At 51.1% G+C, this 18,014-nt stretch carries 17 protein-coding genes and 2 pseudogenes; 5 read left to right on the top strand and 14 right to left on the bottom strand.

Annotation, left to right across the window (positions count from 1 at the left end):
- The 3 genes and pseudogenes from QJ48_RS09060 to QJ48_RS09050 form a co-directional block, all read right to left on the bottom strand.
- Positions 1–260, bottom strand: a pseudogene (locus tag QJ48_RS09060) (amidohydrolase); the annotation flags it as partial.
- Positions 261–341: 81 nt separating this feature from the next.
- Entirely contained in the window at positions 342–1,409 is a 1,068-nt protein-coding gene (locus QJ48_RS09055) for a dihydrodipicolinate synthase family protein (RefSeq protein ID WP_054973306.1), read from the bottom strand.
- 3 nt (positions 1,410–1,412) lie between these two features.
- On the bottom strand, positions 1,413–2,429 hold the full coding sequence (locus QJ48_RS09050) for an NAD(P)-dependent oxidoreductase (protein WP_054973305.1): 1,017 nt from the start codon (positions 2,427–2,429) through the stop codon (positions 1,413–1,415).
- A 280-nt stretch (positions 2,430–2,709) separates the two neighbouring features.
- Between QJ48_RS09050 and QJ48_RS09045 the strand changes: the two genes are divergently transcribed.
- Positions 2,710–3,354 carry a hypothetical protein gene (locus QJ48_RS09045; protein ID WP_054973304.1) on the top strand — a complete coding sequence of 215 codons (645 nt, stop codon included), beginning with the start codon at positions 2,710–2,712 and terminating at the stop codon, positions 3,352–3,354.
- A gap of 99 nt (positions 3,355–3,453) precedes the next feature.
- Here QJ48_RS09045 and QJ48_RS09040 read toward each other — a convergent pair whose 3' ends face one another.
- The 3 genes and pseudogenes from QJ48_RS09040 to QJ48_RS09030 form a co-directional block, all read right to left on the bottom strand.
- Positions 3,454–3,900 (bottom strand): hypothetical protein, encoded by a 447-nt coding sequence (locus QJ48_RS09040; protein WP_054973303.1) that lies wholly within the window; start codon positions 3,898–3,900, stop codon positions 3,454–3,456.
- A gap of 105 nt (positions 3,901–4,005) precedes the next feature.
- Complete coding sequence (locus QJ48_RS09035) at positions 4,006–4,521, bottom strand: DinB family protein (RefSeq protein ID WP_054973302.1); 516 nt, start codon at positions 4,519–4,521, stop codon at positions 4,006–4,008.
- 25 nt (positions 4,522–4,546) lie between these two features.
- A pseudogene (locus QJ48_RS09030) lies at positions 4,547–5,583 on the bottom strand (NADH:flavin oxidoreductase/NADH oxidase).
- 110 nt (positions 5,584–5,693) lie between these two features.
- Between QJ48_RS09030 and QJ48_RS09025 the strand changes: the two are divergent.
- Positions 5,694–6,587 carry a LysR family transcriptional regulator gene (locus QJ48_RS09025; protein WP_054973301.1) on the top strand — a complete coding sequence of 298 codons (894 nt, stop codon included), beginning with the start codon at positions 5,694–5,696 and terminating at the stop codon, positions 6,585–6,587.
- Positions 6,588–6,695: 108 nt separating this feature from the next.
- Here the strand turns inward: QJ48_RS09025 and QJ48_RS09020 are convergent, their stop codons facing one another.
- The 5 genes from QJ48_RS09020 to QJ48_RS09000 all read right to left on the bottom strand — a co-directional run bounded on the left by QJ48_RS09020 (position 6,696) and on the right by QJ48_RS09000 (position 12,021).
- Entirely contained in the window at positions 6,696–7,505 is an 810-nt protein-coding gene (locus QJ48_RS09020; RefSeq protein ID WP_054973300.1) for a putative protein N(5)-glutamine methyltransferase, read from the bottom strand.
- A gap of 663 nt (positions 7,506–8,168) precedes the next feature.
- Entirely contained in the window at positions 8,169–8,957 is a 789-nt protein-coding gene (locus tag QJ48_RS09015; RefSeq protein ID WP_054973299.1) for an SDR family oxidoreductase, read from the bottom strand.
- Positions 8,958–8,981: 24 nt separating this feature from the next.
- Positions 8,982–10,133: an SMP-30/gluconolactonase/LRE family protein gene (locus tag QJ48_RS09010; RefSeq protein ID WP_054973298.1), complete on the bottom strand. Its 1,152-nt coding sequence runs from the start codon at positions 10,131–10,133 to the stop codon at positions 8,982–8,984.
- A gap of 32 nt (positions 10,134–10,165) precedes the next feature.
- Positions 10,166–11,179 (bottom strand): NAD(P)-dependent alcohol dehydrogenase, encoded by a 1,014-nt coding sequence (locus QJ48_RS09005; RefSeq protein WP_054973297.1) that lies wholly within the window; start codon positions 11,177–11,179, stop codon positions 10,166–10,168.
- Positions 11,176–12,021, bottom strand: coding sequence for an SDR family oxidoreductase (locus QJ48_RS09000; protein ID WP_054973296.1), 846 nt, complete (start codon positions 12,019–12,021; stop codon positions 11,176–11,178). The genes QJ48_RS09005 and QJ48_RS09000 overlap by 4 nt, the downstream gene beginning before the upstream one ends.
- Before the next feature lie 293 nt (positions 12,022–12,314).
- Between QJ48_RS09000 and QJ48_RS08995 the strand changes: the two genes are divergently transcribed.
- On the top strand, positions 12,315–12,971 hold the full coding sequence (locus QJ48_RS08995) for a TetR/AcrR family transcriptional regulator (RefSeq protein ID WP_054973295.1): 657 nt from the start codon (positions 12,315–12,317) through the stop codon (positions 12,969–12,971).
- 157 nt (positions 12,972–13,128) lie between these two features.
- Here the strand turns inward: QJ48_RS08995 and QJ48_RS08990 are convergent, their stop codons facing one another.
- Positions 13,129–14,001, bottom strand: a complete 873-nt coding sequence (locus QJ48_RS08990) for an MBL fold metallo-hydrolase (protein ID WP_054973294.1) — start codon at positions 13,999–14,001, stop codon at positions 13,129–13,131.
- 153 nt (positions 14,002–14,154) lie between these two features.
- On the opposite strand from QJ48_RS08990, the gene QJ48_RS08985 reads away from it, so the two are divergent.
- Positions 14,155–14,607 (top strand): GNAT family N-acetyltransferase, encoded by a 453-nt coding sequence (locus QJ48_RS08985; RefSeq protein ID WP_054973293.1) that lies wholly within the window; start codon positions 14,155–14,157, stop codon positions 14,605–14,607.
- Between the two features lie 137 nt (positions 14,608–14,744).
- Here the strand turns inward: QJ48_RS08985 and QJ48_RS08980 are convergent, their stop codons facing one another.
- Entirely contained in the window at positions 14,745–16,064 is a 1,320-nt protein-coding gene (locus QJ48_RS08980; RefSeq protein WP_054973292.1) for a Na+/H+ antiporter NhaC family protein, read from the bottom strand.
- A 159-nt stretch (positions 16,065–16,223) separates the two neighbouring features.
- On the opposite strand from QJ48_RS08980, the gene QJ48_RS08975 reads away from it, so the two are divergent.
- On the top strand, positions 16,224–17,456 hold the full coding sequence (locus QJ48_RS08975; RefSeq protein WP_054973291.1) for a CdaR family transcriptional regulator: 1,233 nt from the start codon (positions 16,224–16,226) through the stop codon (positions 17,454–17,456).
- Positions 17,457–17,474: 18 nt separating this feature from the next.
- On the opposite strand, the gene QJ48_RS08970 is transcribed toward QJ48_RS08975, so the two are convergent.
- A partial coding sequence (locus tag QJ48_RS08970; RefSeq protein ID WP_157261571.1) for an amino acid permease occupies positions 17,475–18,014 on the bottom strand: 540 nt, incomplete at its 5' end.

The following is an 18,014-nucleotide window of genomic DNA, read 5'->3' as shown; positions in this document are numbered from 1 at the left end:
GCATCCATGTCGGCGCGCAGCGCAATGACGGGCCCGGGTCCGCTGCCGCGAAGCTCGGCCGTCACGCCGTAGCCGCCGACGCCGGTCCGCACCTTAAGCCCGAGCCCGGTCAACTGCTCCGCCACCTTGCGGGACGTTTCCCGTTCGTCCAAACTCAACTCGGGCTCGGCGTGCAGGTCGCGGCGAAACGCCACCAGCGAGTCCGCAAGCCGTTCCGCCGACGCCAGCAGCCCTTGATTTTCCTCATGATTCGGATTCATTCGTTCACCCCTTTCCCCTGGAGAAGACGTCTTTGAGGCTCATCGTGCGCGTCTCCTCCTGCTTAGACTCGGGTCCGGGACTCAAGCCATCCAGGACGCCAAATGCTCGCGGACGAACGCATCATCGTTCAATTCCGGGTAATCCCGGTACACCCGGTCGATCTCCTCCGCCTGCCCCGGGGACAGCGTTTCGTGAGGATTCAGGCACCAGATGCCTTTCATCAGCCCTTGACGGCGGAGCACCTCGTGGATGCCCGGAATGCAGCCGGCAAACCCGTGTGCCGGATCGAAAAACGCCGCGTTCGCATCCGTCACCGCCACGTTGCGGGTGAGCCACTCGCTGCCGATCGTTCCCGATTGCCGTACTTGCTTGATTTCCTCCAGCAGCTCGACCGCTTTGCGCGTCCACACCGCCCAGTGCCCGAGTAGTCCGCCGACGATCCGTTTTTCCACGGGATTGCCGTCCACCATAAAGCGGTATACGGTCAGCAGATCGCTCACGATGTTATCGTCGTTGCCGGTGTACAGCGCAATCTCGTCGCGCCGCGGCGAATAGCACACGGCCCGCGCCACGTCGATCGTTTGGTACCGGTTGAACGGCGCCATTTTGATCGCCACGATGCCGGGAATGGTGGCAAACTCCTTCCAAAAGTCGAAGCTGAATACCTTCCCTCCGACGGACGGCTGCAAATAAAAGCCGACCACCGGCATCTTTTCGGCGACCCGCGCCGTGCGTTCGAGGATTTGCGCCTCGCTCAAGCTTTGCAGCCCGCCCATGCTCAGCAGCCCTGCGTCATACCCGAGTCCGACTGCCGTGTCCGCTTCGTTCAGCGCCTGCTCGGTCGGCCCGCAAATACCGGCGATTTTCAGGAACGGGCGCGCGATGTTCGCCCGGTCGACCTCCTCGGAGGCCGTCCGCAGCACTTTTTCGAACAGATTGAACTGCGGCTCGCGGATTTCAAACTGCGTCGAATGCACGCCCACCGCGATGCCTCCGGCGCCAGATGCAGCATAATAGCGGGTTAAAGCACGCTGGCTGCGCTCGTCGAGCCTTCGATGTTCGTCCAGCGCCAGCGGGTGAGCGGGAATGACCAGCCCTTCATGCAGCGCCCGGGATTGTTCCGGTGACAACGGTTTTCTGCCGCCCATACGTTAAAATTTCCCCTCTCTTTCCTGAAAATGCGTCGGTTTGTTAATCGTCTTGCCTTCGTGGAACACCCATTCGGCCACCCAATCGATCATTTGCAAAAGCGCTACCCGCGGATACCCGAACAGTTGCATGCATTTTGACGCGTTACTGAGCAGCGCCGTGTCCGCCTCCTGTCCGGTGAACACCGCTTCCGTTCCGAGCCGCTTGGCGAGTTCGGTGGCCGCATACCGGATCGATACCGTCTCCGGACCGGTCACGTTCAGCACTTCCGCCCCTTGCTTGCAGCGCAGCAGCGAACGAAGCGCGACTTCATTGGCGTCGCCCTGCCAGATGCAGTTGAAATGCCCCATGGACACGTCGATCGGACGCCCTTCCTTCACCGATTTTGCAATTTCCAGCAGCACCCCGTACCGCAGATCGATCGCATAATTGAGGCGGTAAATCAAGACCGGCGTTCCGTATTGATGGGAAAAATGCTCGAACACCCGCTCCCGCCCGAGACACGACTGCCCGTACTCGCCGACCGGCGACGGAGCTGTCGATTCGCTCGCTCCGCCCTGTAGGACAGGAGTCAACGGATAAATGTTGCCGGTGGAGAATACCACGATCCGTGAATGGCGGAACTTCTCCGCAACACGGCCCGGCAAATAGGCGTTCATCGCCCATGTAAAATACTCTCTGCCTGTAGTGCCGAATTTTGTACCGGCCATATAAACGACGTTTTTCACGTCAGGCAGCTTTTGCAGCTGCTCATCGTTCAGCAGATCGCACGCAATCGTTTCGACGCCGAAGCTCTCCAGCTCTTCCTTCAGCCCTTGTTCTGAAAATCTCGACACCCCGTATACTTTGCGGTCGACCCCCGATTCCCGGATCGCGTTGATCGCCAGCTTGGCGAGACTCGGTCCCATTTTGCCGCCCACCCCGAGCAGCATGATGTCCCCCTCCAGCGACTTTATCTCCTCCACCAAAGCAGGCGACGGCTCGGCAAGCTTACGCTCCAGTTCCTCCACGGTTCTCATCGATCAAAACAGCTCCCTTCGTCACAAATGATAGCGATTTCAATAACATCATAGCGCCAGCGGGTATTTAGAGACAAATCTTTAAATTGTCTTTAAATCAAATTGGCAGAACTCAAATGTTTGCACGTACGATGAACGGGTATGGGGTCCCTCCTAAGTCCTGCCCCCTGCCTCTTTCGCCCCCTCCGATCTTGTAACATAATTGGTGCAAATAACCATAATGTGGTATATTGGTGCTGGAAAGTTCCGTTTGCACGAACATTATTGGAGGTCTTATTTGATGAAACTAAAAATATTTCTCGCCTGTTTGTTCGCGCTTGCCTTTGCGGCCGGGATCTGGAATGACGCACCGAAGAAGCACCTTACGAAGCCGGTCAATACAAGGGCAAGCATGAGTTCAAACGATTCTCCGGGCGAAAAAGCAAATGCGATAAGCTATGTTCCGATGACGGATGACGAATACACGTCGATCCGGAGCGCCGCAGGCACAGAAAATTTATTCATCTATAAGTTTCAAACGGATGACGAGAGTATGACCCAGATCGATTGCTGGCTGGAGCATTACGTGAACGGATCGTTTAAGGAGACTGTGGCATCGATGGGGACGAGGATTAGGCCCAAGCTGGAAAACAAGCTGTATTGGAGCCTGACCAGCGTAAACGACAAGGAGCAAATGTGGATTATTTCGGTGCGGGATGGAGGCAGCTTCACTTCAAGTAAGGGCTCCATTGCCAAAGAATTTTTTACTTCCTCTCAAATGGGTCCGATGATTAACAGCCAAATAATCGTCACGGAGGAGCCCATTACTTTAGGCGCGATTGTACGCAAGAAGGAGCAGGGTCCGACGAGTTTCAGACCAGACCCTGGCGAATTAATCAAATCGTACGATGAAGTATATCTGCTGAAATGCCGTTTTAAAGCTTAATTTTGCTATGCATCCCCTGCCCGAGCCGCTCTCTTCCACGTTGGATGAATTGCGCCTCGGGCAAGCTCTACGGCAAATATCATTGCCAGGCTTCGCGGGTTACCCTTCCTCTTCAAGCATCGGCTCCCGGAATGCGCCGTAGCTTTCCAAGTATTCGAAAAAGGCCTCGTCCCCATTGCCTTCCAACAGGTTCAGGAACGCGTACGAAATCATGTCGATCCACTCTTCTAATCGGCACATATCCTCTTCCGCAATCAACCCGTTAGAACGGAGCATGCCGTCCGGATGAACGCCCCACGCCCGGCTTAAGTGACACATCCCCCATACGGCGGAGACAATATCCCGATCCAGATGCGGTGCGTCCGGCCCCAGCTTGTTTTGCAGGATGTACAGAGCGTACATGACCTCATGAAAGTTCTCTTCGATCAAGCCGCGGTACGGGCGAAGCGACATCAGAAATCCGGTTTGACCCTTTGGATGGTCGATCGCCTCATCAATTGAGAAACTGTGCAGCATCAGCAGCCGTTTTGCCTCTTCTTCCGTCATGGTTTCCCTCCTACTTCCCCTTTTGTCAGCGAACCAATTACTTAACTTCTTCGTAGAGAGACAAAATTCCTTGTACGGCAGCCGATGATCATAGCATCCTTCCGGTTATCGACCAAACTGCTGCTGAATGATATTTAAATGATGCTCCGTATGACCGACCATCACATAGAGAAGACTTCGAGCTGTCACAGCTTTATCGACCACATGGCTTACCCATAACCAGTCCGTCTCTGCAATTGTTGTCAAAAGCGTACGTATCGCTTGTCTGACAGCTTCGAAATCTATAAGCAACTCCGCAATCGTATGCTCCCCGAAGCAACCGTTTTTCACATAAATATCCTGATCGTAACCAAGAAGTTTCATGGTATCTCCACGTGCAACGCTAAGCATCCAATAGCTCATAACACGCTCCGAATCGCTGATATGACCAAGTACTTCCTTAAAGCTCCACTTCCCAGGCACATGGCGAAGCTCTCCTTGTTCTTCGCTAAGATTATCGAAAAAGACGTTTAAGCGGTTCCGCTGGTGCTCAAGAAAAGCAAGGATATCGCCTTCAGGCACAAGCTCGATGTACCTCGAAAAATACGGGTCATATTCGTTTTGTTCCGGTCGTTTAAGCAAGCTTTTCTCCCCCCCTTTCTCATTTCTAAATCTCGTAAGCGACTCTATAAGGTTCCGCAATAGGAGTTTGCGTTTGCTCGTGACCGAGCGCGAACGCGGCATGAGCAGCCCAATACGGATCACGCAGCAAGGCCCGTCCAATCGCTACAAAGTCTGCTTCGCTGTCGATAATCGATTCGGCCCGCAACGGATCTTCAAGCATACCTACGGCAATGACAGGCAAGCCCACCGCCTCGCGGATTTTACGGGCAAAAGGCACTTGATACCCGGGGTAATTGCCCGGCTTTTTCTCTCCGGGGGGTCCTTCTCCGCCCGTACTTACATGAAACGCGTCTACCCCTGCAGCCTTGTAGGCTTTGGCCAATTCGATCGCGTGATCGATATCATATCCGCCATCGGCATATTCTACAGCCGAAATACGGAAGAGGAGCGGCATATCCCCAGGCATTTCTGCTTTTACGGCTTGGATGACTTCCACACCAAAACGGCAAGCTCTTGGCCATACATATCATCCCGTTTATTGGTCAAAGGTGATTGGAATTGATGGATCAAATAACCGTGAGCTCCATGAAGTTCGATCGTATCTACCCCGGCTTTTACGGCACGGCGGGCAGCATCGGCAAATTTTTGGACGACGATTTGAATCTCATCGGTCGTAAGCGCACGCGGCATTTGATACGGCGATCCCGGAAATTTTATCGCAGATGGAGCGATAGGTACCGCCACATCTTCCGTTTTCCGTCCCGCATGAGCAAGCTGAATGCCAATTTTTCCGTTATGAGCATGTACGCCATCGATAATTTTGGCGAATGCGGGAATATGCTCATCCGACCACAAACCGAGGTCAAGATCGGTAATTCGGCCGTCGGGATCGACATCGGTCATTTCCATAATAATGAGGCCCGTTCCGCCAATGGTGCGGCTGACATAATGCACATAATGCCAATCGTTCGGTTTTCCATCTTTGGCTTTAACGGAATACTGGCACATCGGCGCCATCACGATGCGATTTTTTAAGTGCAGCCCCTTTAGATCGTACGAAGAAAATAGTTTTAAAGTCATGGAAGCAACCTCCCCTAGATTTGCAAGACGATCCTGCTTGCATCAGTATATAATCCTATGTTAACATTAATAAAATTCATAATTTTCATATTATATATGAGGTATAACTCATGACAATCGCGCGATTTGAGGTTTTTTCCAAAGTCATTGAAACGGGCAGCTTTACAAAAGCAGCCGAGAAACTAAACATGACCCAATCCGCAGTAAGTCACGCTGTCGCCGGATTGGAGTCGGAATTAGGCATTCCATTGCTAATACGGGACCGCAAAAAAGGCTTTATGCTGACTGAAGTGGGCCAGAAAACGCTGGGACATATGCGGGAAATCTTAAACCACATGGAAAAAATCAAGCAAGAAGCAGCCTTTGCAGCCAATCTTGAAGCAGGCACGATACGCATAGGAAGCTTCGCAAGCGCAACGGCCTGCATACTGCCCAAAATCATTTCGAAATATCAAAAAAAACATCCGAACATTGAGTTTATTTTCTTTGAGGGGACCTACGAAGAAATTATCGAGTGGTTTGAGACGGGTGTCATTGACATTGGAATTGTTGTACAACAGAACGTGAATGCGAATCTGAATCTTTTGCCCTTAATCAAAGATAAAATGGTTGTCGCCTATCCCGAAGGACATCGATTCAAAAAAGAAAAAACAATTGATGTGCAAGAGTTAAAGGAAGAGCCTTTTATAATGCCAAAAGGAGTTTATCGGACGCATGTTGATGAGATTTTTGCTCAGGCTAAAATAACACCGTCGGTCCGCTTCGAAGTTCAAGATTGCGCTACCATTTCAAGTATGGTCCAAGAAGGACTTGGTATTACGATCGGGCCCGAGCTGTTTCTCAAAGACCAGCCAAAAATTAAATTAGGAAACCTTAAACAAGCAAATTGGCGTCATGTGGCGCTGGCGATTCCAGCGATTCAATATGTTTCTCCGGCAGTTCAAGCGTTCCTTACCGTAGCGCAGGACCTGTTTAGTCATGAAAACGAACTTCATTCCAACTAAACGGACAGTCGTTCCGCCATTCTGCCTGAGCGTTGAGCAGGCTGCCAATGATGCCGGCAACCTGCTCGTCATAGTGCTATCGTCTTCGTTAGTGAAGCAGCTTTCTTCCTAGCTTGGTCTTGGATGGTCTGTTCGGATTCCGATGATAACGTTAGCGTCCTGTTCTTCGGAATGAACCCATTTTGGAATCAATCCGTATTGAGCAAAGAGTTCGGCCGTCAACGGCGCCTGCTTCTCGCTCGTTTCGACTAGTAAATAGCCTCCCTTTGCAAGCCAGAGAGGAGCTTCAGCCACTATTCTTCGTTGAACGTCAAGTCCATCAGCTCCTCCATCAAGTGCAATTCTTGCCTCGTGGATGCGGGCTTCCGTTGGCATGAATTTTATTGCCTCGGTCGGTACGTATGGGGCATTGGCTATAATAACATTGACACGGTTATAAAGTTGAACAGGTATTGGATCGTAGAGATCCCCTTCATACACAAAGCCCTTGTCTAACTGAATATTACGACGGGCGCATTGTACTGCAGCAGGGTCGATATCAACCGCGTGCAATTCAATACGTTCCATTAAAGCGGCTGAGGCCGCGCCCAAAGCTCCTGAACCGCAGCACAGGTCAACGACTACGTCTCCTGGTCGAGTGAGGGCCACGGCCTGTCGCACTAAAAACTCGGTTCGTTGCCGGGGTACGAAAATTCCAGGATCCAACTCAATCCGCAGACCACAGAAATCCGACCATCCGATAATGTGTTCAAGAGGAAAACCGGCAACTCTGCGATCCACCAGTTCGGCGAGTTCGGTAGAATTTTTTGAAGAAGACATAAGCAATCGGGCCTCATCCTCAGCAAAAACACAACCGGCAGTGCGAAGCTTCCTAACAATCGTTTTCCATATGGCACTTCCATCTTCGCGATAACCCACATATCATCCTACTTTGGCATGAATTTTGTATCACCACCAGTCTACATGTTATCGCTGTTTCTCAAAATGTAGAATACTCTTATATTTAAACTATCCTGTCCCTTAGTTCAAGAGACCTTCACTTTTCACTAGATTGTCTGTTTCATGAATCAGATCACGTAACAGGCTTTGAGCCTTCTCCAAACCGGCTTGATCTTCTGTGACCAAGGTCAATATGTGAGTAAATTTCGTTAAGTGCAAACAAAACCTGATTCAAGCAAGAGACTGACCTAAAATAACATCCGGCAATGTATAATAAATCTTTTTTATAGACACCTTTTTTCCCAATCTCAAGGGAGAACTGTGCTTCCCATAGAAATTTTCGAATGATCGATTTTTGCAAAACGTGCGGGTAGGGAGTTGTCTTGAGCTTCATTTCCCCCACAACACCCGATGGGTCTACGAATGCGGCAATTTTATCCGAAGTATCTAATGCCGCTTGTGATACGGTTCAGCTTAACGGGTCTATCGGCGAAAAAATTAAGGGCACTCATTTGGGCGACCAACTTTGGTCCGCAATGTCGTTGAACGAGCTGAGGTAAGATTCTTAGAAGATGGTCAGCTACGAATCCTACCTCGAAAGCCCGCAATTCTTTGTCATCAGTGCGTTACTTTCTTGGTTAATTATTTGAACCGCTGGGTTTGCTTTGAAGGCATAATGGTCAGTTCTGGAATGTTGACATGCTCAGGTTGCTCCAGTGCATAAAGCGCCGCCTCTGCAACGTCATCGGGATGTAACGGCAGGACTTTCGAAGAAAACGCGCGAATTTCATCCTCGGAATACCCGGCCACCTGAGAAAATTCCGTTGCCACCGCCCCGGGTTGAATCGTCGTAACGCGAATCCCCTGATCGATTGCCTCCAAACGTAACGCAGACGCTATGGCGTTAACACCGTATTTGGTAGCGCTGTATGGACCTCCTCCGGCAATCACTTCCTTGCCGGCAATGGAGGAGATGATGATGACATCTCCCTTGCCCTGACCCAGCATCGGCGGAAGCCCGTATTGCAGCGTCAACATAAGACCGTGTACATTCGTCCTGTACAGCTCCTCCCATCTTTCCAGATCCACTTCTACCAAAGGACTTCGATACCCGAATCCGGCATTGGCGACTATAATATCAAGACGGCGCCAGCGGTTAATCGTTTTATTGACCACATGCTGTACTTCTTCAGCCTTTTGAATATCAGCAGGTACTGTCATAACCTCGTACAATCCCTCTTTATGCAATTCCTGAACCAGCTCATCCAATCGATCCCGTCGACGTGCCACGACCGTCACATAGGCGCCGCGCTTTGCCAGTTTCCTGGCGATCGATGCCCCGATGCCACTGCTAGCGCCTGTCACCAAGGCCACTTTGCCGATCAGACTCTCCTTCTCATTCCAAGATAGCTCCAAATCATCCAGATTCATTTCGCACCCTCCCAAATTCCAACATTATTTTGTTAAAAGCACGCGATGAACACCCTTGCTGCCTCCCGGTGCCGTTCCTATATATAAATATCCGTTATGGCTTACAGCCGTAGTTACGCCATACAGTTTGCCTTCCGGATCATGCCAGCTTCCGATAAGCTCTCCCTGCGGGCTGAGCTCTATAGCAAGCCCATGCTTCGCCGGCGCGCTTGCGCCGCTAAGCAGCGACTCCGGCAATTTGGCCATGGTACTGGCTAACCAAGGGTTACTATGCATCTGATCTACAAAAGAAATGCGAGTCGTGAAGATACCGACCCAGAAATGACCTTGATCATCACGCGTAATGTTGTCTGGAAAACCTGCGAGATTGTCTACGAAAATATCAGATGTACCCTTCTTCGGTCCTTTAAGCCAGTATCTGGTCAATTGATAATGATACGATTCCGCCACAAGCACAAAATCTTCATCCGCAGACAAGGCAACTCCGTTTGCAAAATAAAGGCCTTCTAAAAGGACGGTCGTTTGCTTGGTCTTTGGATCGTACTTCAGCAAACGTCCATGCGGCTTGTTCTCGGCAATTTCTTTGAAGGTCACACTACCATAATTCGAAGTATCAGAAAAATAAATGGAGCCGTCCTTGGCAATATCAAGCTCGTTAGCTAGATAGATCGGCTTACCGTCCACTTGATCAGCCAATACCTCTATGCTCCCGGACGGGTTAATAGACAGCAGTCCCCTCTTGACATCAGTAACGATCAAATCGCCTTTGGCATCGAATATAAGCCCATTAGGAGTTCCTTTGGTGTCTGCAAACATTTGGGCTTTTTGCGGATTTCCCTCTGCATCGAAAGGAACCTTGTAAATCTTCCCATCTGAATCTCCTGTATATAGCTGACCTTCTTTATCGAATGTAATGAATTCAGGGAATTGAGGGGCATCAGTCACAAGCTGAGCCGAGCTGAGTTTATTGTTTTGTTTCCACGGACCCGCTTCCTCAAAAGAGGGGGCCGTCGGTGCTGACCATTTTGCCGGTTTGATCGGTGAAGGTACAAGCAAGAAAACGAGTATTCCTAGAATGAGCACCGCGAGCAGCGATAGCCCCCTAGCACGTAGTGAGCGTTTAGGACGATTCACGCCTTCAGTAGATTTAGCGGATCGAACTTGTGTATTAGGCATTAGTGTGTCTCCTTTTTCATATAAGCGAGATTTTAGATTTGGACTACGATTTTACCGAAATATTGCTTTCCTTCAGCCAAGAGCGCGAATGCTTCTCCAATTCGGGCCAGCGGGAATACATGGTCGATGACGGGATATAAACGATGATGGGCAATCGCCCGATTCATCTTTTCGAAGTGATCTCGGTTGCCGACTTGACTGCCGCGAACAGTTGCGGCTTTCTGCAAAATGCTGGAGACATCGTATTCCGGAATGGTCAAGCCCGATAAGAACCCGACCATACTCAAGGTCCCTCCAGTGCGAAGCGCATTTATGGATTTCCCCATCGTTGCCGCTCCTCCAACATCCAGAACATGATCGACGCCGCAGCCAGTCAACTCTAACGCCGCCTTATCCCAATCGGGAGCTTCCGAATAATTGATCGTTTGCCATGCGCCAAGAGCTTTTGCTCGTTCCAGCTTGGCGTTACTGCTCGACGTGATGATGGCTCGTGCTCCGGACATAAGCGAGAATTGAAGCCCGAAGATGGATACCCCGCCCGTTCCTTGCAGCAGCACGGTATCACCCGCTTGCAAACCGCCATATTCGATTAGCATGCTCCATGCGGTTAATGCCGCGATCGGTAAGGTTGAGGCCTCCTCATAAGTGAGGTGATCGGGAATAGCGACGACTCCGTCTTCATGTAGAACGACATACTCGGCCGCTATTCCGTTCAACGGCCCCCCCAGGCTTTCTTCTAACACCCCAGGTCTTGGGCTGCCGGCAATGAATCGCTGTTGAAAATTACCCGCTACTCGGTGTCCGACCTGGAACCTTGTTACTCCTTGGCCAACGGCTACAATTTCTCCCGCTCCGTCTGATAATGGAATGAAGGGAAATTTGACTTCGATCGGCATTAATCCGCTGAGGACCATTAGATCACGGTAATTGAGAGAAGCTGCCCTCATGCGGATCAGTACCTCCTTAGGTCCTGGCGTTGGTATGTCTAGTTCCGTTATGGTTAATTCCTCGAAGCCGAAGCCGTTTTTCAGCTGTATAGCTTTCATCGAATTGTCCTCCCTGCAAGATCAGATTGATTACCCAGATTCTTATTATTGCTGCTGGATCCTTCACGCGGACGAATCATGCTTCCAACAAGCCGAAGACTTTGTTTTCGTGTAATGAATCGCGATAACTGCGCCCCGAGATAATTCTGCACACCCGGAACGACGTACACTTTCCCTTCCTTCAACGCACGAAGTGCAACCTCTACGACTCTTTCCGGAGTGTCTTTCTTTCCGACGGAGGCTTCTTCCGTTCCTACGACATCAAAGAAACTCGTGTCCGTCGCACCGGGACAAAGTGCGAAGAATTTAATGCCGCGGTTGCGGTTTTCAAACCATAACGCTTGAGTAAACGACAGGACGAAAGCTTTCGTTGCCCCATATACGGCCATATAGGGAAGTGGTTGAAATCCGGCGGTTGAAGCAACATTGATAACTGTACCTGAGCTTTTGCGCAACATGTCCGGCAAAAACAAGTGGGTCATATCTACAACAGCGGCGACATTGAGCATAACTTCTTCATGTTGACGCTCGCCTGACACTTGTTCAAACAAACCATGCGTAGCAAAGCCTGCATTGTTGACCAGCAGTTCGATATCCACTTTCAAAAGTCGACATTGCTGATATAACTCGCTGGGTGCGCCCTCTTTCGCAAGATCCATAGCGATAACCTCGGCTTTGATGCTATACATCTTTCTGAGCTCTGATGCCAGACTCTCAAGCTTGCCCTTCGATCGGGCTACGAGTACTAAATGGCTGCCTTGTTTGGCCAGTTGTCTCGCGAATTGCTCTCCAATACCGGAAGAAGCTCCCGTGATGAGCGCCCATTTACCTTGAATCGTCATATCGCTACTCCCCTTCTAGATACTATGTTATGATATAGAAACATTGTTACCAAATGAACAGAAGTAATTATTCCCGATTCTCAAGGAATGTGATAATCATCATACCATTTGGTAACAGTGTTTCCTAACGATTTCATTGTATCCCGGCTTTTTTAGAAAGTCAATATGATCTTTGAATATCCTTGAACATCTACCGTCTCATTGACAAGCGCTTAACAACTGTATAAAATTCCTTGCAAGAGCGTCAGAAACTTTGTTTCCTGACGAAAACTTGATATCCGAAGGTGATGATTATGAGCGATCAAGATATCTCCTCCAATGCGAACTCACGAGTGTTGAAAACCTACCAAGAAGCCCGCTTGCAAAATATTGAAAATCTCCGTAAGCTCGTTGTTGACGCTGCGGCAACGCTCTTGCAAGAAGAGGGTCCAGAAGCCGTTACGGTGCGTAAAGTATCGCAGAAAATGGGTTGCTCGACAAAAATCATTTATAACTTGTTTGTCAATAAAGAGGGCTTGGCTCAGCAGCTGTATCTGGACGGTTGTAAGCTTCTCGCTAACGAATTCGAGGGGACGCCGCAAGGTGCTGATCCGGCGCAGCATTTGCAGAATTTAGGCGAAGCCTTTTGGCAATTCGGGCAGCGTTACTCCAGTTATTATAAACTGATGTTCGGAGGCGCATTCGCGGATTTCAAACCGGACGAGGAAAGCCTAAATGGTACCGTAACGGCCATGCGGCAATTATTGACGGTGATCAACAATGCGCAAAAGCAAGGTCTCATCCCTGGCCAGTATGACACTGAATTAGTTATCCGCGTATTCTGGGCTTCGCTCCATGGCGTCATTCATCTTTACATGGGAGGACACTTAGGAGATGTACAATCGGCGCATGCGGTATACAGGCAAACGTTGTCTTTAATTGTCAGCTCGTTATTGCCGGATAAAGCTTAAAAGACGGCAAGCCCTTCCCGGTTTAGGGGAAGAGCTTGTCTTTTTTCACACTGCAAGGATACCTTCAATGCTAATCTCTACTTCAATTCTTTACTTTTCCATTCTATTACTTGAAGACAGTTCAACGCGGTCTTTACCGTCACAACCAACTATACGCTCAATGCATACGGTCAACATAGCGCCCGTAATCCGGAACAGCCACACGATCAAATTGTCCGGCCAGCTTCGCGAGTCCCTGAGCAAGCTCGTCGCCGAATACCGGCACCCCGTGCCCCGTCACAGCGGCCACGGGCTTCAACGCTTCCAGTCTCTGCACGGATTCCTTGGCCGCCTTCCAATCCGTCGTAAAATAACGGGGCGGGCCGCAAATCTCTTCATATTGCAAAATAACCTTAAACAAGGAATCCTGCCGTACCGTGACGAAAGCGTCCCCGACGATCATCGTGCGGTCGGCCTCCCGGAATAGCGACACATGGCCCGGCGAATGACCGGGCGTCGGTATCCAGTGCCACTCCGGCAATCCGGGAATGGTGCCGTCGGAGGGAAGCGCCCGGACATGCTTGCCCAAGTTGACCGGCTCGTTCGGGAACAAGGGTGACAGCTTGGCGAGCAGTCCGCCTTCGACAGACGCGTCGGGGTCCGGGTAGCTTTGCCGCCCGGTTATATACGGCAGCTCCAGCTCGTGGGCGTATACCGGAACCTCCCAGGCCTCCGCCAGCTCGACAACGGCGCCCACATGGTCGAAATGACCATGGGTCAGCACGATAGCCTTCGGCTTGCTGTGTTCTCCGAACTGCTCCCGAACCGCTTGTTGGATCGTGTCAGCGGAATCCGGCATTCCGGCGTCGACGAGTACCCATCCGTCGGCCGGTTCGCGATTCCCGATAAAGCATACGTTCACCACTTGGATGGTCAGACAGGAGACACGCTCCGCCACCGTCTGCAATGCTCCGCTTTTGACGGAAGTGATCGGAATGTAACGGTGGTCCAATGTATTTTCAATTTGTCGATCCGTATTCGGTTCCGTCATAGGTTCATCCTTTGCCTTAAGGCTGTTTGTTTAGTTATTCGTTAGTATGCGGATGCTTTCAACCAATTATGAGCAAAAAGAAGGAACCCGGCGGAGGCTTACCGAATCTTATGTAAAGAAACTGCTATTTTTTAACTTTCTAGGAGTGATCATATGAAAATTGTAAAACTGGCATCCCATGAGCAGCCCCCAATGGATTTGCTGTTATTAGCCGACCCTTCCCAAAAGTTGGTTGAAGAATATATTCAAAGAGGCCAATGCTATGTCGCCAAAGCAGAGGAACTTATTCTGGGTGTATATGTTCTTCTGCCCACCAGACCTGAAACCGTCGAAATTGTCAATGTCGCCGTTGACGAGCGCCATCAAGGTCAAGGCATAGGTAAAAAGCTGGTGATCCACGCGATTGAGACCGCGAGACAGATAGGGTATAAAACGATTGAAATCGGCACCGGCAATTCAAGCATCGGTCAGTTGGCTCTGTATCAGAAGTGCGGCTTCCGCATGACCTCGATCGACAGGGATTTTTTCATCCGGCATTACGAGGAGCCGATTTACGAAAACGGGATGCAAGTGATCGATATGGTGCGTCTTTCGCAAGATTTATAAGAAAAGCTTCTTCATCGAAGCCTTTTCGTGGAAGATACAGTTGTGTTCTGGTCGAAGCTTTTCTTGAAATGATAGAATGCTTAAGCTCCGCTGAAAACTTATACATTCTATCATTATAAACAAAAAAGCCTGATGTCTCAGGCTTGAGCACGGACTTTCGCACGGTCCAGATAACCGGAGTATAAATAAGTGCAAAGCGGCAGGCTCCACAGAAAAATCGCAAACGGCAAATACTGCTCCACCGGCACGCCCACAAATGTGCTGCACAGCACGGCCAGCAAATTCCACGGTACGGCCGCGGCCAGAACGGCGCTTGTATCGGCGATGACGCGCGAAAGGTGCGCGGAACTAAACCGGTGGTTCCATAGCGGCAAAATGTTGCGGCCGGACATGATGATCGGCAGCGTCTGCGTGCAGGAGATCAGACACAGGACGAGGCCGAACGCTCCGGTGCGCCATGTCGCGGAAGCGAGCGAAGGCATCTCCCCCATCATCCGCTCGATGTACGAGCCGATCAGGTTCGACCGTTCCAGAATGCCGTTGAACGCCCCGGCCAGCACAATAAGCGAGACGAGGCTGATCATGCTCAGCAATCCCTTGCCTTCGACAATCGAATGCTCCGCCCCGCTCCACATCGCTTTTAGCCAATCGGCCGGCCCTACCCCTTTTTGCAGGCTTCCTACAATAATCGCGGCTGCGATGGATAACAGAAATCCGTATTTCGTCTTCAACCGCAGCACGATCGAGCCGAGAAGAACGAAGATGGGTATCAGCAGCACGAGCGATTCGCCCAGATCGGAAGGAATGAGGTTAGCCGACTGCTCCACCGGACCTTTGGCTGTCCGCAGATCGAGCCATCCGTAGAAAGCCAGCGAAGCAAGTACGGCAAGCACCGAGGTCGGAGCCATCGCCCGCCATTGCCGCGGGATGGACGTTTCCGTCGAAGCCGCGATCAACTGGTGCGCACTGGAAAAAGGCGACGTACGGTCGCCGACAAAGATGCCGGAGACGACGGCCCCGGCCACGTACGGCAGCGGAACGCCCACATGGATTGCCATCCCGATGAGCGGAACGCCGACCGCACTGAGCGTCCCGGTCGAGGTCCCGAGAATCATCGACACGAACGCACAGATCAGAAACGAAAAGGTCAGCGCATACTGCGGCTGTACGACGGCAAGCGCCCATCGAACCAGCTCATCCACCGTCCCGCTGACCGCCCAGCAAGGCAGAATCATGCCGACGAGCAGCAGAAGCCAGACAACTTCCTTGGTGCGGCGCACGCCTTCCAGTATCCCGGCAGCAAGCTCCTTGCCTCCAATTCCGCTGCGGAGCGAAATTAGAATAAGGGCCAGCAGCCCAGCCGAAAAGCCAAAAACGACCGGAATTTTGGCCATATAGGCCGCAGCGATGCCAAGCACGGTAATTCCTACAATGATTACAAGCTGACGAAACGACATGGAAAATCCCTTTCTATTTCTATGAGAATGTGTGTTCGTCCATTATATCACGATGCAGTTAAATTTTGATCCCCTTCAGGGGATTCCCATGACAAAAAAATTTGTTTATAGTTAAATGGTACCGCTGCCACCCGAAACTTGAAAAAGGAGAAATGAAGCATGACCGCCGAAAAAGGGCCCTTCGATCAGCATTTCGACAGTCTGGAAACGTTAGCCGAAACTATTAGCGAGGTGCTTCGCTGCCCGGTTACGATTGAAGACGCCAATCATCGGCTTGTCGCTTACAGCGCGCATGACCGCCAGACGGACGAAGCCCGCATCGCGACCATCATCGGCCGGCGGGTGCCTGAGAAGGTCGTGCAAAGCTTGTGGAGGCAAGGGGTTATTCCGCAGCTCATGAAGACCGACGAGCCGGTTCGGATCGCTTCAATCACGGATATCGGTCTTGGAGACCGCGTCGCCATCGCCATTCGCAAAGACGAGGAAGTTCTTGGATATATTTGGGCGCTTGAGGTGGAGCAGCCCATCGACGATAACGGCATACAGCAATTAAAAAAGGCCGCGCAAACGGCCAAACAAAAGCTGCTGCAGATTCAAACGCGCAAACGCAAGCAGGAGGAAGGCTATCAGGAGTTTTTCTGGCAGCTGCTTACGGGGCATTTGACCACCGAAGCGGCCGTCCGGGACAAAGCGGCTCAAATCCATTTGACGCTCCCCCCCGCTTTTTACGTCATGGTGTTCGAATTTCCCGAATCGATCGATGATCATCGGCTCCAGCAAATCCGCTATCTGATGTCAGTGACGCAGCGCATCTCCGTCGTATGCCATGCGGCGGATCACCATCACTTCATCCTGCTCGCTTCCCCTTCCGAATCGACGTCTTGGAAAGAGCACGCCGGCAGCTTTATCAATCATTTTGGCAAGCAGATGCAGGACCGGTTTCGCGTATCTGCCATGGCCTCCGCCTGCGGTTCTCTGTACGAAGACTACGGCAAGGTCGAGACGAGCTACCGCGAAGCGCTCACGCTTCTGCGCCTGAAGAAGCTGTTCCCGAATCAAACGAAAATTCACCACTACGAAGACTTGGGCTTTTACCGGTTCCTGCCCCCCATTTACGAATACAAAAAGTCCCACCGGATGGTGAACCGCCATTTGCAGCGGCTTAAGGAATACGACCGGGACCATCATACGAATCTGCTGGACACACTGGAGACGTTTCTGATGCACGACAGCAATGCCAAGGAGGCAGCCGCCGCGCTTCATATCCATACGAATACGATGAACTATCGTCTGTCCCGGATTGCCGAAATCGGCGAGATCGACTTAAAAAGCATGGACCAGAAGGTAGCGCTTTACATTGATCTAAAGACCAATAAGCTCATGTCCTCCTGATCCATCCGTTCGAATTGACTATACCTGCGGCGCGCCGTCGTCTACGCGTCTTTCCATGCCGTTCGATCCGGCCGGGGAGGCGCTTTTTTTCTTTTTCACGAAATAAACCACGAGCAGGATCGCATACCATACTGGGCCGACCACTAGCGCAATCCGGGTATCCGGGGAGTACGCCATAATCCCGACCACGAACACCAGAAATGCGAGCACGGCGTAAGAGCTGTAAGGCGCAAACGGCATTTTGTAGATCAGCTTGGTGGCTTGATCGGCCGAAAGCTTCTTACGGAAGCGGATTTGCGAGATCAGAATGACAGCCCATACCCAAATGACCGCAAACGTAGCGATACTGGTAACCATGGTAAACGCTTTTTCCGGAACGATGTAATTGAGCACGACGCCGATCAACAGGAAGAAAGCGGATACAACAATCGCACGAGCCGGAACGCCGGAACGGGATACCTTCTCAAAGCTTGCAGGCGCCTCACCCTGCTGCGCCAAATTGTACAGCATGCGGCCGTTGCTGAAAATGCCGCTGTTGCAGGACGAAAGCGCGGCAGT

The sequence above is a fragment of the Paenibacillus sp. A3 genome, from assembly GCF_001399685.1.
Lineage (GTDB): Bacteria > Bacillota > Bacilli > Paenibacillales > NBRC-103111 > Paenibacillus_G.
This window is presented reverse-complemented; position numbering and strand designations above follow the sequence as displayed.

Bases quoted from the DNA above. Each gene is read 5' to 3' on its own strand.
- QJ48_RS08985 (WP_054973293.1), top strand. From the start codon at position 14,155: ATGAAAATTGTAAAACTGGCATCCCATGAGCAGCCCCCAATGGATTTG.
- QJ48_RS09050 (WP_054973305.1), bottom strand. From the start codon at position 2,429: ATGAGAACCGTGGAGGAACTGGAGCGTAAGCTTGCCGAGCCGTCGCCT.
- QJ48_RS09055 (WP_054973306.1), bottom strand. From the start codon at position 1,409: ATGGGCGGCAGAAAACCGTTGTCACCGGAACAATCCCGGGCGCTGCAT.
- QJ48_RS08980 (WP_054973292.1), bottom strand. From the start codon at position 16,064: ATGTCGTTTCGTCAGCTTGTAATCATTGTAGGAATTACCGTGCTTGGC.
- QJ48_RS09045 (WP_054973304.1), top strand. From the start codon at position 2,710: ATGAAACTAAAAATATTTCTCGCCTGTTTGTTCGCGCTTGCCTTTGCG.
- QJ48_RS09005 (WP_054973297.1), bottom strand. From the start codon at position 11,179: ATGAAAGCTATACAGCTGAAAAACGGCTTCGGCTTCGAGGAATTAACC.
- QJ48_RS08990 (WP_054973294.1), bottom strand. From the start codon at position 14,001: ATGACGGAACCGAATACGGATCGACAAATTGAAAATACATTGGACCAC.
- QJ48_RS08995 (WP_054973295.1), top strand. From the start codon at position 12,315: ATGAGCGATCAAGATATCTCCTCCAATGCGAACTCACGAGTGTTGAAA.
- QJ48_RS08975 (WP_054973291.1), top strand. From the start codon at position 16,224: ATGACCGCCGAAAAAGGGCCCTTCGATCAGCATTTCGACAGTCTGGAA.
- QJ48_RS09015 (WP_054973299.1), bottom strand. From the start codon at position 8,957: ATGAATCTGGATGATTTGGAGCTATCTTGGAATGAGAAGGAGAGTCTG.
- QJ48_RS09010 (WP_054973298.1), bottom strand. From the start codon at position 10,133: ATGCCTAATACACAAGTTCGATCCGCTAAATCTACTGAAGGCGTGAAT.
- QJ48_RS09000 (WP_054973296.1), bottom strand. From the start codon at position 12,021: ATGACGATTCAAGGTAAATGGGCGCTCATCACGGGAGCTTCTTCCGGT.
- QJ48_RS09025 (WP_054973301.1), top strand. From the start codon at position 5,694: ATGACAATCGCGCGATTTGAGGTTTTTTCCAAAGTCATTGAAACGGGC.
- QJ48_RS09040 (WP_054973303.1), bottom strand. From the start codon at position 3,900: ATGACGGAAGAAGAGGCAAAACGGCTGCTGATGCTGCACAGTTTCTCA.